We start from the raw sequence: 14088 nt of genomic DNA on the forward strand, positions 1-14088 counted from the left end.
GACATGAAGATATTGACCAGGCTTGGAAAAAACCTCAGTCGCGCGATGCCGCTGGCTGTGTTGTGTGGATTGAGTTCATTACCGGCGAATGCAGCGGTCTTGAACATTGACGCTACGTTTTCGCCGGACTCGGCGGCTCCGCATAAAAATGAATTCGTGAATAAGACCCCGTCTCAGGGTTTCTGTCTTCAGGTGCCAAGGGCCTGTGAGGCTGAAAACATATTCAGTTTGATTGCGCCAATTTCGTTTACTGCCAATGCACCGATCCGTGCCAATCATGTCGATCCTCGGCAAGGTGGCATGGCCAAAGTACCCTCGGACTGGCGGGATGTGCAGGTTACCCACTCATCCGGAGAAGTCCACACCGTCAAGGTCCGGATTGCGGGAATCGGACATGAGTCGCAGCTGCCGGTGCCGGTCGTCGAATTGACCGGGGTGGCGGGCGGACCTGGATGGGACAGGCTTTGGAACGGCGGATCCTGGATGTATGCCCCTCCACCCTGTCAAGGAGTCGGGTGGTCGACCGTGGGTGATATTGGTTTCAACAGCTTCTGGAAAGTACCCCTTAACGCGGGGGTGTGTTCAAAGCAACCTTTGTTCGAGATCCCACTGTCCTTTCGATACCTGTACTTCGTGTTCGGTTATCAAATGATAACGCCGAACCCACTGGCTATGCGGGGCGGGTCTTACACCGGGTCCATCAACTTTGGCGTCGGGCCGAATCAGGATTTCGACATGGGTGATGTAATGCAACCCGATGATTCTGCATTGACCCTGAACTTCAATCTCGACGTGCAGCACACCCTGAAGGTAGACATTCCTCCTGGTGGCGAAAAAATCGATCTGGTACCAGCCGGTGGCTGGCAAAGCTGGCTGCAAGCCGGGCGCCGGCCTGTGCGTTTGTTCCGCGATCAGACCTTCAATATCTCGGCGTCATCGCGCTTCAAGATGCTGTTGGAGTGTGAGATTACGGGATTCTCTTACGACTGCATGATTAAAGACTCGGTCTCGAAAAAAGCGGTCGAGTTGCAGGTCAGCGTCAGCCTGCCCAATGGCCTGACCGATCTTGCCGAACAACCCGTCAAGCGCCAGCGTCTGAAAGCGGGAGCGGCCAATGCACAACAGTTTAAACCCGGCTTCTATGTCGATAGTGCGCCCGGCGTTCTGCACTTCGAAATTCCGCAAAGCCAGATGGAATTCATGCTGGCACCCGGCGTGGCGTCCAGCTACAGAGGCAGTGTCGCCGTGATCTGGGACTCGGAAGTTTGATGGGCTGCGCATCGATTATTCGAGCCAGCGTGGTGTTCAATGGTGTGAGGTTCAAGGGTATGAAACGTTTGTGGGTACTGTTGGGTTTGAGCGGATTCTCTCTGGCGATTCAGGCCGGGCCGCAAATCAATGTGGGAACGGTTTACGACTATCTGGATGGCGACAAGAGCACATACCTCAAGCGCGTATTCAACAGCGGCGACAGCACGGCCTTCGTCAAGGTCAATATTCTGGAAATCATCTACGACGCGGATGGCACGCCTCGCGAAGTGCCGGTCAAGGCTCAGGCCGATGCCAGCGCTCGTGATGGGCTGATGGCCAGTCCGGCGCGGTTGATCATCCCGGCCAACGGTATGCAGGGCACGCGTCTGTTGGTGATGGGCGAGCGGGAAACCGAGCGCTATTTTCGTGTGCGTTTCGTACCGGTGGTGCCGGAAAAGGAGGACGAGTTCGCGGTGTCCAGCGAAGAGCGCGAGGACTACAAAAAGACCCTGTCGGCGGGCGTCAATGTCATGACCGGTTTCGGCACCGTGTTCTTCGTCCGGCCGCAGAACAGTCGTTATGACAGTGTGGTCGACAACAGCACCGAACGTTACAGGCTGCGCAATAACGGCAACACGGTGGTGGTGATCGATGAGTTCCGCAACTGTTCGCGCAAAAACGAAACCGACTGCGAGCCCACCACCAAGCACCACGTGCTGGCGGGCAAAACATTCGAGTTCGACAAAAAACCGGGGCGCGAATACCGCTTCAACCTGATCGAAGGTGGCTCGAAAAAGGCGTTGCACATCGCTGGCCGGTGACCTCGACATATGCGGGCAGCCGCTGGCGCTCGTGGCTTTCTTTTGACGCAACAGGTACCTGACATGATCAAGCAAGCGGCCATCGTCCTGTGGATGGGCAGCGTGGCACTGATGAGTGCTTCGGCGTTCGCAGCACGAGAAGAACGTACGTTCGAAGTATCGGTGGATGTACCGACGCTGGGGTTTTACGTGATCCCCGCCGAAACGGACTGGATTCATCGGGAGCAGGTTCTGGCCTGGAACATCAACACTTCAACCCTGGGCGGGCTGCGCAAAAACTTCGATGTCAAACACGACACCAGTGCCATCGAGGCCCGGCTGGAGAGCGAACCCTATTTGTTCAATGGGCGTGACGATCAGAACATCTATTTGCGGGTCAGCTTCAATGGCCAGGAACTGAGCCACGACCCGAAATCCCGGGAAGTGGTGTCGGCGGCGCAGGCGATGGCGGGCGGCCGCTTTCCCCTGGAGATACAACCGAAAGCACCTGCCGGCGGCTACAAACCGGGCACTTACTACGGAAATGTCCAGCTGGTTTTCAATGCTGTCGCACCCTGATCGCCGGTGGATGGTTAACGTCAGTCTGACGGCGGTGCCGCCGTCAGACTGACTTCATCTTGCTACTTGAAGCATGGCCGTTTTACTGTCCGGCTCTTCTCAATGCTTCGCGCGTCAAACGCCTCGACAGTTCTTTTTCCTCATCGCCCAGATCGACCAGCAACCGGTCGAAGAGGGCATCGCTCATCGGCTCGTCGGCAAACACTACAGTCTCTGGCACCGGTAGATCGTTCATCAGTGCCCTGAGCCGGTTTCTCAGCACAGCACGCTGGGTGTCGCTCAGCGGTGTGGCGTCGGCCCATTCCCGCTGGGTACTGCGCAACGATTCAAGCTGTTCGGATTGATCCAGGTACTGGCGTTTGTTGGTTTCAATCCGCACCGGCCAGGTTTCGCGCAAATACTGTTCCCAGAAATCCTGTTCAAGCATTTTGTTCACCAGACCATCGCCTTCCTCCAGTTCCAGCACCGTGTCACCGGCCTGCTTGATCATGGCATCGGTGACGCCGGACACGCCCCGGTAAAGCATCTTTTCGGATTGCCAAGGCAGGCCCAGACGTTGTGCCAGACCGGTCTGGTAAGCCAGATAGACTTCGACATCGTCAGGGTTGCCGTCGCGACCGACGATATCGGCCCGGGCTATTTCGTTGACCCGCTCCAGGCGCGCAGCGCCTTTGGCCAAGGTCACCAGCGAGCGTTCCAGTTGCGGGGTATCGGTGGAATACGAATACGCCTCGGAGGCCAGCACATTGATGCCCATGTGATTGAACAACTGTGCGCCGGCATCGGCGCAATCGACCGGGGCAATGGCCATGGTGAACAGCTTCTCCCTGAGCCGGGCATCGATATGCACGGCGTCGAGCATCCGCCATACGCGCTGCAGCAATTGCGCCTGAGCCTGGCCGCCGGCCCGATAGTCGGCGGAGTTTTGGGTGTCGATCAGCACGGCCATGAACCGTTGGGCATCGGGTTCGTCGATCAGCTCAGACCATAAGGTGGCTCGATCCACCCCCCAGCCCGGCACGTCGTTCCAGTGCGAGGCGCTGTAAGTTGAACTGATCATCGGTGGGACCCGCGTGCTTGAGGGCTCGACAGGTTCGGCGGGCAACTGCACGGATCGGCGCAGTGCCTGATAAGTTACCTGATGCACCTCGTGCAGTTGGCCGACATCCAGCCGTGTACGCGCCACGACCCATGCGTCCGGTGAGCCGGATACCACGTCGGGAATCTGACTGATCGGATTCTCGCGCAAGTCCAGAAAGAACCCGCGCGGGCGAGGTTTGGCCAATGTGCCTTCCGGCCAAGTGCTGAGCCCGGTATTTTTCAGGGCCACGACCTTCAGTCTGGGCATGCGCCCGATGTCCGGCAGCCTGCCCAAGGGATTATCTTCAAGCCTGAGGATTTCCAGGAAGGTCAGGTTTCGCAGCTTCTCGACCGCATACGCGTCCAGCACGATGCGGTTGCTGCTCAGTCGCAAACGTTCCAGCCTGTGCAACTGACCGATACCGTAGGGCAACTGAGTCAGTTCACAGCTTTTGGCGCTGAGTTCTCGAAGGTTGGGGAAGTCTTTCAACAGGCCATTTGGCTCGCTGCCGAACTGCGTGTTGTCGAGCTTCAGGACCGTGATCCGATTGAGAAACTGCTTCAGTTCAGGACGTTTTGTCCACCAGGTTTCCAGGTTCAACGGCAACCATTCTCGGGAGAGGTCGAGGGCATAGTGGACAGGGTCGGTGCGGTTGCCGAGTTCCAGGTTTCTGCGCTCGAAACACTCAATGAGGCGTCGGGAAATATGCTGCCCGCCACCGTTCAGAAAACCCTGGGGATCCGGGCCCCAGTGTTGCGGTTGCTGGTACTCCCAACGGTTCAGGATCACCCGCAGTTCATCAAGATCGTCTTCTTCCTGCTCCATGGCCTTGAGCGGCTCACCCTTTTCGATCAGCGCGTTGGCGAACACATCGACCTCGCGTTCACTGAAATGCGGGTACTGGTCGCGAATACGATCATGCACGGTCTCGCCATCCTTGCTCAGCCCGCCGCCGCGCACCAGCAACAGCGTTTCGTGCTCGGCAACGGGGCGAATGGGGGGGCGGGCGAGCAGCGTCCGGCGCTCGCTGGGCGGGGCGGTCTTGGCAATGACCCATTGTCTGAAGAACTCGGCGTCACCCGGTTTATAGCCCAACGCATTTTGTCGAATCCTGCCCATGGCATGGAGGATCGCTTCAAGAAAGCCCTCGGCCTCATGAATCGGTTGATCCGAGGCATTCCGTACCTGGTACTGTCCGGCCTCGTTTCGAATCAATACCCGAACCTGCGTTGCTTCCTCGGGCCCCGCACTGCAACGAAGCTCCCCATCGAATGCACCCTGACGGATCTCGATTCGCAGGTCGCCGAATGTGTTGGTGTAGGTTCGCAACGCCCCCAGCACCAGGCGTTCTGTATCGATGTTGGTCAATGTGTCTTGATACACGCCCTGGGCTGCCCGAACCGATTGCGTCTCGAACTGAAGCTCCCGTGCCCGGGTTTTCAGGCGCAACGGCAGACGTCGTTGTTGCGTCATCTGTTGTTGCTCCTGGAGTGTGGCGTCCTTGATGATTCTTTCCGCAACAGGGATGGGGAGGTCGGGGAAGTCGATGAGCAGCAGGGTGACGTCGGGGGATACTGCTTCGGCGACTTTTTCGGATGCGCCAAGGCGTTGCAGGGTATCGGTCAGCAGTGGGGGGGACGGAGCGCGTTCAACGTGAACCCTGCGCAACACGGTTTCATCGGTGCCGCTGATCTGGCGAATCTGCTCCAGCTGCGTGTCGGTAAACGTGTCGACGCGGTGACCGATGCGACGCATCAATGTCGCGCCTTCCCAGCTGCGCGGGTTTTCCGTTTCGCTGACCCAGGCGCCTTCACCGTTGTGGGTGAGCGCCGGTGCATAAGCCTCGGGGCGTTGCGGATGCTTGATGCGGTGCTGGTCACTGTCGGGGGCTTTTTCCACCTCAAACAGCTGACCATCCAGCGGCAGCAGACGCTTGCCCTGGTGCTGATACAAGCCGAGCGCATCCGGCCGGGCGTCGCTGGGCAAAGCCACGCTGGGTGGTTGTTGATAGGGCGTGAGATCCGGGTTCCACAAGCGGGTCTTGCCATCGGCCAGTTGCACCGGTTTCAGCCCTTCGACAAACGACGAAAGCTTCTGGTTCGCCACTTTGCCCACTGCTGCACCCACGGCGAAAATGCCCAGCTGAACGATGCTTTCAAGCACGCCGATAGCCTGTTCACCTGCTTCGGCCAGACGGCCTTCAGCCAGGTCGACGATGCCCTCGACCACTTCATACGTCAGTTGATAAGCCGTGTAGGCCAGCATCAACTCACCGAGACCGGGTACAAAGGGCATCGCCACCAGTAAGGCGACATTGAAAATATCCGAGAGCATTTTTTCCAGATTGTCCCACCAGGCCCAGCGCGCCATGCGATCGGCGTATTCGGTGGAAATCGCGATCTCTCGCGCGTCATTGAGAATCTTGTTCAGCTTCTGCTGGTAGAGGTACTTCCACAGGTCGCCGTCGAAGCGGGTCTGGCGATCATCTTCGAACCTCGACAGGCTGAACTGCAGGTCCGGCTTGTCCACCGGTGTCTCCCGCCAGCTCGGCATGTTCGAATCAGGGGCAACCTGGTGCCATTTCACCTGGCTCAAGCGCTCATTCAGTCGGGCGAAAAACGCACCGCGCTGGGAATGGGCAATGAACTGGCTGAAGAAGGTTTGATAGTGTCCTGATGCCGGTGCTGGATCGTCCCGTAACTGGCGAGTCAGCTCGGCCATGAACTCGATGGTTGAAGGGTATTGCCTGAGTGGATGCTCGGGGTCGTTGGGGACATAGGCAATCAGTGGCTCGGGGACATTGCTGGTGAGCACATCGGCTGTGATCAGCACGATGCCGGTCAGGGCAACGTCCATCATGACCAGGTTGTAGCAGCTGACGGCTTTACCGTTCCATGTCGGTTTTTTTTGCTCATTGAGCATGCTCTGCACAACGGCGTAGGCGTGTTGGCTGAGGTCTTTTTTTATCAGCGCCATGCGCGCGGCAGCTTTTAATGCACTTTTCTGGCTTTGATTGACCCGGTAGCGCAGCACATTGCTGGCCAGCCTGTCGGTCGGTAGCAGAAATGATTTGAGATGTCGTTCGTATTGAGCACCGAGGTTCAGATCGCGACAGAGTGTCTTGAACTGATCGATGCGCATTTTGTGCTTGAGGGGTTTTATTCTGAAATGCCCCCGGTTGTCAGGGCGAGTAATGAACTCGGAATCCGCGGTGAAGGTTTCGCTGCTCGAGAAGTTGTGCAGCGCCGCATCGAGCAGGGACACCGTGCGGCTTTGAGTGCCGGACGCGAAGTCATGCACCCACCAGGACGTTCCCACTGGCGCATACAGGCGCAGCCAGGTGTCCTTCACATCTTCTTCCAGGCCGAATCGGTCTTTCAGGGCTTTTTTCAGCAGCGGTTCGGCGAAGGCGTAAACGTCTTGCAGTTCGCTGAGCGCCTTGTCCACGCTGTTCTGCGCGACCCAATGATCCTTGATGTCTTCCTTCAAGCGCTGATGTTCGGCTGCCGAGGCGGTTCTGTGCCAGTCGGGAAGATTCAGCCTGACGGTTTTCAGCGCACTGACGCGTTGCAATGATGCATCGGTGAGCCACGGGGGGATGGCATTGCGGATTAATTCGTGATGAGTACTTTCAGGTGTAAGCGGGGTAATCGGCATGGGTTTGTCGTCCAGTCATCCATGATGGGACGACCAGACTAGGCAAGGGGAGGCGCTGAAAAAAGCGCAAATATAAGCAGGGTCCGGGTAGCGTTTACGGCTCGATGCTTCCAATAATCGAGAGCGAAAAATACATAGTTACCGCCACGCCTGGAGCGACGGCTGAAAGGCCCCGGTTAGCGTTCTGCCGTTGTCACCGTGCCCTGGCACATCGTATGGGTGCCGGGTTGCAGATAAGGCGAAAGAATCGGCGCCATGCCCTTGAGCACTTGCGTAGGTAACGCCGAAGTGAATTTGAAATTCTCGGCCGTGCGCCCCGGGACATAGGCGGTGAGGGTGCCGAAATGCCGGTCGCCGATGTAGAACACGAACGTCGCGGTACGGTTGATCGATTTCGAGCTGAGAATCCGCCCGCCGGAACCAATGGCCTCAATGCGGTTGTCGCCGGTACCGGTTTTGCCGCCCATGGCCAACGGGCTACCGTCAGCCAGTTTGAAACTGCCCGCCACGCGTTTGGCCGTGCCGGCATCCACCACTTGTGACAAGGCCTCGCGCATGGCCGTTGCCACCTCGGAAGGCATGACTCGTTTGCCCACATCCGGGTTATTGATCAGTTTGGTTTCGTACGGTGTATCTGCCGCAAAGTGCAGGCTGTCGATACGCAGTGTCGGCATGCGCACACCGTCGTTGAGGATGGTGCCGATCAGCTCCGCCAATGCCGCGGGGCGGTCGCCGGAGCTGCCGATGGCGGTGGCCAGCGAGGGCACCAGGTGATCGAACGGATACCCGACTTTCTGCCAGCGTTGGTGAATGTCGAGGAACGCCTCGATTTCCAGCATAGTGCGGATTCGGCTGTCGCGGGCACCCTTGTGTCGGCTCTTGAACAGCCAGCTATAGACTTCCTGACGCTCGAACTGGCTGGCTTTGACGATCTGGCTGAACTTGGCGTCGGGGTTGTTCAGCAAGTAGCCGATCAACCACAGATCCAGCGGGTGAACCTTGGCGATGAAGCCCTGGTCCGGCAAATCGTAGCTGCCGGGGCCGTAGCTCAGGTAGAGGCGTTCAAGGCGTTCATCGGTCAGTTTTTCTTTAAGCTTGTCGCCTTTGAGGTGCGAGCGCACGAAGGTGTTGAAGCTTTCCTGATCGGCCTGGGGGAATAGATAACGATGCACGGCGGACATGCGAATCGGGGTCGGGCGCATGCCGTCGAGAAAGGTCTCGAGCCGCGCCCGGGTGTCCTTGTTGCGGTATTTCTTCCAGAACTTCAGCAGGAACGAGGTGCCTTCTTTGTCGGCGAATGAGGCCAGGTATTCCTGGCGCCGGGGGTCGCGATCATCCTTGAGCAGTTCGGCGCTGTTGTTGGGACCGGAATAGGTGGTGTAGCGCACCAGGTCGCGCATCAGCCGAATGAACGGCAGGTTGATTGACTCACGAATGGCATCACGCAGGGTCGGCAGGCGGCCGTTGTCTTCCTTGCGAAAGTTATTGAAGGTATGCAGCCCGCCACCGGTGAAAAAGGCTTCGCCAGGGCTGGCGGAGTATTTGCGATCCAGCGCGGCATTCAGCATGTTCGGAAGGTTGCGGTCTTTGTTCTGTATCAGGTAATCGACGGCCCAGCGGCTCAGACGGTCCTGGTCCGGGACCTCGACTTTTTTCAGTTCAGGGACGCTCATCTCTGCGTACTTATCGTGCAGCTCGGCAATGATCTGCAGGTAAGTGGTGAGCACGCGCATTTTTGCGGTGGAGCCCAGTTCCAGCTTGCTGCCCTCATTGATGTCGAACGGCTGGTCGGTGCTGTCGGTCTGCACCCGTACCCGCGAGCCGTCCGGTGTCAGTTCGAACAGGGTGAAGCTGTAGCGCACCTCTGTGGTGCTGGTCGGTGTGAGCAGACGTTCGCCAATCAGGCCGATTTCCGCTGCATAAGTCGGGTCGGCCAGATGTTTGAGGTACGCGGTGGCCTGGGTTTGCAACTCGCCTTGCAGCGTGCTGGTGGCGGACAGGTCGAGGCGGTCGAGGTCATACAGCGGACGGTTGAGCAACCCGCCCAGACGGCTGCGCGCCACACTGATGCCCTTGTTGGTTTCGATGGGCTGAATAGTGGGCTGGGTGGCCCAGTCGCGGTAGGTCACTTTACTGGCCAATGCCGCCGCCGCGAGTGGCGCATCGATCACGCCATTCTGCGCCAGCAGGCGAATATGACTGTCGGTGAGACTGGCCAATTCATCACGGCCCTTGGTCAAGTAATGGGAAGGGCGACGCTGAGCAATCATCAGTGACAGCATTTCACGCAGGGCCAGACCTTTTTCCGACAGACTTTTCGGATCCGTATCGGTACTGGCCAGCCGTTTGTTGGCCTGGTTGAAATCGGCGCCGTACCAGACGCGCAAACCTTCGGCCATGCCATGCACTTCACCGTGGCCCGGTACCGCCGACAGCGGAACACTGTTGAGGTAATCGCGAATCACATTTTGCCGGACCTGGAGGGTTTCCGGCCCCGCTTGATAGGCCCGCACGCTGGCGGAAATCATTTGCCGGATCTTTTCCGCGCCCGACACCGTCAAGCCGTCGGGGGAATGTCGATACTTCTCAAGCTGCGTCGCCAGCGTACTGCCGCCGGCCGACTGGCCGGGCAGGCGCAACAACTTGGCCACTTGGGACCACGCCGCCATGCCGAACCGTGGCCAATCCACGGCGGGGTTGGCCAAAGGCTGACGGGGATCGAGCAAAAAGCGGTTTTCGATGAAGAGCAAACTGTTGACCACTACCGGAGGGATCGCCGCAAAGCTCGAATAGAGCTGTTGTGGATATTTGAATTGATACAGCGGTGCCGCGCGGCAATCGGTGATCGACAACCCAGCCTGGATTTTTTCGGCATAGGGCACGAAAAAGCCCTTGTCGCTGTACTTCATCAGCGCCGGGGAAAAGCGGGTTTGTGCCGACACTACGTAATCGCGCTTGAGCAGGCGCGGCAGAAATTCATCCAGGGAGCTGTAACCCAGGCGTTGATCGAATGGGCCTGCGCCAGGGTAGCGAATGGCGTCGCTGGGGCCGGGCTGCAGCTCGTACTTCAGCGAGGCGGCATATTTGCTGATTTCCCGGGCCTGAAACTTGGAGGTACGCATTTCCTTGGCCGCGGCGAGGCCGAGGACAATCAGAATAATCAGCAGCAGCAACCAGAAAGCCCCCCAGCCGTGTCGGGAACGACGGGGTTTCTCAGGTAAAGGCGCTTCATCCACTCGTTCAGTCGGAACCACAGTTTTACTCGAATCGGTTTGCCACAAAGCGCCCATAGTCGACTGATCCATTCACGCAGATTGATCGGACTTGTTTGAAGCTTAGACGGTGGTTGGGGTTGGTGAAAAAATTGTGAATAACCAAATGTCAGGTATGCCCCATCACCTGTGGCAAGAGAGCTTTTGTGGTGAAGGATCTGTTGTGGCGAGGGAGCTTGCTCCCTCGCCACAGGGGGGGGGTGTCTTCTGTAATGGCTGAGCTAGACGCATCAACGAGGTAAATGCCGCCTACGCAGGGGCATGACGATGCACCATTGCTGTGCAATACTCGGCGCCGTTTCAGTGGCGAATAATCCTACAAAAGTCAGGTAATGCCCCTCCGAAAACCGCGCTTTTGCCGAGAGTTATGGCTGAATGTTGTGGTTTATAGAGTGAAAAACCCTACTGGAAGCTTTTTATACTGCACGCCCGCTGATCTTGCAGGTTTTGTCCTGCAAGACGGGTCTGCCCATGAGGCTGGCCCGGTTTCGCAGAAGCGCTGGCTTATCGGTCGGTGCTTCGACACTCGGTGGTCAAATCCAATAACAAGACGAGGTTGTACCTATGCCAGTCGGCAATCACCTGCCTCACGGCGAGACCGCTCAGGGCGGCCCGCTTAAACGCGAACTCGGCGAACGGCATATTCGCTTGATGGCGCTCGGTGCCTGTATCGGCGTCGGCCTGTTCCTGGGTTCGGCCAAGGCCATCGAAATGGCCGGCCCGGCCATCATGCTCTCCTACATCATTGGCGGTCTGGCGATCCTGGTGATCATGCGCGCCCTCGGCGAGATGGCCGTGCACAACCCGGTCGCCGGCTCGTTCAGCCGTTATGCACAAGACTACCTTGGCCCCTTGGCAGGCTTTCTGACCGGCTGGAACTACTGGTTCCTGTGGCTGGTGACCTGCGTCGCGGAAATCACCGCGGTGGCGGTGTACATGGGCGTCTGGTTCCCCGACGTGCCGCGCTGGATCTGGGCACTGGCGGCGCTGGTCAGCATGGGCTCGATCAACCTGATCGCGGTGAAAGCCTTCGGTGAGTTCGAATTCTGGTTTGCCCTGATCAAGATCGTCACCATCATTGCGATGGTGGTCGGTGGCATCGGCATCATTGCTTTCGGTTTCGGCAACGATGGTGTGGCGCTAGGGATTTCCAATCTCTGGGCCCACGGCGGCTTCATGCCCAACGGCGTGCAAGGCGTGTTGATGTCCCTGCAAATGGTGATGTTCGCCTACCTCGGTGTCGAGATGATCGGTCTGACCGCCGGTGAAGCCAAGAACCCGCAGAAGACCATCCCCAATGCGATCGGCTCGGTGTTCTGGCGGATTCTGCTGTTCTACGTCGGCGCCTTGTTCGTGATCTTGTCGATCTACCCGTGGAACGAAATCGGCACCCAGGGCAGCCCGTTTGTGATGACCTTCGAGCGTCTGGGCATCAAGACCGCCGCCGGCATCATCAACTTCGTGGTGATCACCGCTGCGCTGTCGTCCTGCAACGGCGGCATCTTCAGCACCGGGCGCATGCTCTATAGCCTGGCGCAGAACGGCCAGGCCCCGGCCGGTTTCGCCAAGACCTCGAACAACGGCGTGCCCCGTCGCGCATTGCTGCTGTCGATCGGTGCGTTGCTGCTGGGCGTGTTGCTTAACTACCTGGTGCCGGAGAAGGTCTTCGTCTGGGTCACCGCGATTGCCACCTTCGGCGCGATCTGGACCTGGGTGATGATCCTGCTGGCCCAGCTCAAGTTCCGCAAAGGCCTGAGCGCCAGCGAACGTGCCGGCCTGAAATACCGCATGTGGCTGTACCCCGTCAGCTCGTATCTGGCGCTGGCATTTTTGGTGCTGGTGGTCGGCCTGATGGCGTACTTCCCGGACACGCGCGTGGCGCTGTATGTCGGGCCTGCTTTCCTGGTGCTGCTGACGGTGTTGTTCTACGTGTTCAAGCTGCAACCGACCAATGTGTCGCAAGGTGCGGTGCGTTCGGCTTCGTAAGTCGTAACGCCAGAAACGCAAAAGCCCCGGTCGAGATGACCGGGGCTTTTTTGTGGGTGCTGTCTAGTCCTGAAGAAGGTTTACACCTGTTTCAGGATTAGACATGGCGCCGATCTCCTGTGGCGAGCGAGCTTGCTCGCGCTGGGGCGCGTAGCGGCCCTAAAATGGTCACCGTTCAACCGGATTACGACTGCTGCGCAGCCGAGCGGGAGCAAGCTCCCTCGCCACAAAAGCCCCTCACCACAAGAATTGGCTTGTCTCCATGTCAGACGACGGCGACTTGTGCCGGTCGATTCAACCGCTTGTTGAAATCCAGCCAGGCCCCCAGCAACGCCATCAACCCGACTCCCAGCAGTGCACTGAATATCTGCATTGCCAGTGTGTTCCCGCCCAAGGCGTTGAGCATGTCTGCCAACGGCGCCAGCACCACGCCAAAGCAGAAGACTTCCAACGAATAACGACCCATGCGACAGCTTTGTTGCGCCAGCCAATGTCGGGTCCAGCCCATGTCCGGCAACAACCTGGCGGTGACGTAGGCGAGGGCGAGGAAGTGCAGCAGGCGCGCTGGCGAAAGGTTGGTCTTGCTGATCGGATAGAGCCATTCGCCGAGCTGTTGGGGCATGAAGGCGTCATGCACGCCAGGCCACTTCCACGACAGTGCGATCAGCCCGGTCAGCAGCAAATAGGTCAGCGCGGCGATGAATACCGGCTGCCGAGTCAGCGGTCGAGGTTGCGACAGCCGAGGCCTTTGCCCATGAATCGCCGCCGCGCCACCGAGAATAAACAGCAGCTGCCAGGCCATCGGATTGAAAAACCACACGCCACCGTCGGTGCCCGCCAGGTTCCACTGGAGCCATGGCGCCAGCAGATACAAGACCACCGACATTCCCACCACGTATTCAGCCTTGCGCAGCAGCATCGGCAGCACCAGCGGCAGGCCGAGCAGCAACAGAATGTACAGCGGCAAGGGGTCCATCAGGTTCGGTTTGAAGCGCAGCAACAGCTCATCCATCAATGCCTGCTGCGGATTGCTGAGGAAGTACTGCAAGCCCATTTCCTGCACCAGATCACGGGTTTCCACGTGGCTGTTGGCGAAAAACACGATGCCCATCAGCAGTGCCAGCAAAAAGATATGCACTACATAAAGCACCCAGGCGCGTCGCAGGATTTTCACCGTGGCGACCATGAAACCGTCGCGCCGGGCGATTTTGCCGTAGGCCAGCACGGCCGCGTACCCGGCCAGGAACACGAAGATCTCCGCCGCATCGCTGAAGCCGAAGTTGCGCACCGTGAACTGCGCGAGCGGGTTCTGCGGCACGTGATCCCAGAAGATGAAGATCAGGGCCAGGCCGCGAAAAAAGTCGATTCGGTAATCGCGTTCAAACGTCATGACGGCAGGCTCTTGAACGGGGTTGTTGGGTAGGAGCGGCGCGCAGGGTGGCGTGATTCGCGGCTAATTGCA

General features: G+C 58.6%; 7 protein-coding genes. 4 read left to right on the plus strand and 3 right to left on the minus strand.

Features of this window, described 5'->3' with window-relative positions; translation table 11 throughout:
- The first annotated feature begins 3 nt into the window (after positions 1–3).
- The 3 genes from PSH65_RS06310 (at position 4) to PSH65_RS06320 (ending at position 2630) form a co-directional block, all read left to right on the plus strand.
- Positions 4–1269 (plus strand): hypothetical protein, encoded by a 1266-nt coding sequence (locus PSH65_RS06310; protein WP_305425390.1) that lies wholly within the window; start codon positions 4–6, stop codon positions 1267–1269.
- Positions 1270–1328: 59 nt separating this feature from the next.
- Positions 1329–2072, plus strand: coding sequence for a molecular chaperone (locus PSH65_RS06315; protein WP_305425392.1), 744 nt, complete (start codon positions 1329–1331; stop codon positions 2070–2072).
- Between the two features lie 63 nt (positions 2073–2135).
- Positions 2136–2630 (plus strand): CS1 type fimbrial major subunit, encoded by a 495-nt coding sequence (locus PSH65_RS06320; protein ID WP_305425393.1) that lies wholly within the window; start codon positions 2136–2138, stop codon positions 2628–2630.
- An 82-nt stretch (positions 2631–2712) separates the two neighbouring features.
- On the opposite strand, the gene PSH65_RS06325 is transcribed toward PSH65_RS06320, so the two are convergent.
- Together PSH65_RS06325 and PSH65_RS06330 are read right to left on the minus strand one after the other, a co-directional pair.
- Positions 2713–7368, minus strand: a complete 4656-nt coding sequence (locus PSH65_RS06325) for a dermonecrotic toxin domain-containing protein (protein WP_305425394.1) — start codon at positions 7366–7368, stop codon at positions 2713–2715.
- Positions 7369–7544: 176 nt separating this feature from the next.
- Complete coding sequence (locus tag PSH65_RS06330) at positions 7545–10658, minus strand: transglycosylase domain-containing protein (protein WP_305425395.1); 3114 nt, start codon at positions 10656–10658, stop codon at positions 7545–7547.
- Positions 10659–11204: 546 nt separating this feature from the next.
- Between PSH65_RS06330 and PSH65_RS06335 the strand changes: the two genes are divergently transcribed.
- Positions 11205–12626, plus strand: coding sequence for an amino acid permease (locus tag PSH65_RS06335; RefSeq protein ID WP_305425396.1), 1422 nt, complete (start codon positions 11205–11207; stop codon positions 12624–12626).
- 265 nt (positions 12627–12891) lie between these two features.
- Here the strand turns inward: PSH65_RS06335 and PSH65_RS06340 are convergent, their stop codons facing one another.
- Positions 12892–14016: an OpgC family protein gene (locus PSH65_RS06340; protein WP_305425398.1), complete on the minus strand. Its 1125-nt coding sequence runs from the start codon at positions 14014–14016 to the stop codon at positions 12892–12894.
- Positions 14017–14088: the final 72 nt, after the last annotated feature.

It is taken from the genome of Pseudomonas sp. FP603 (assembly GCF_030687415.1).
In the GTDB taxonomy this organism is placed as follows: Bacteria; Pseudomonadota; Gammaproteobacteria; order Pseudomonadales; family Pseudomonadaceae; genus Aquipseudomonas; species Aquipseudomonas wuhanensis.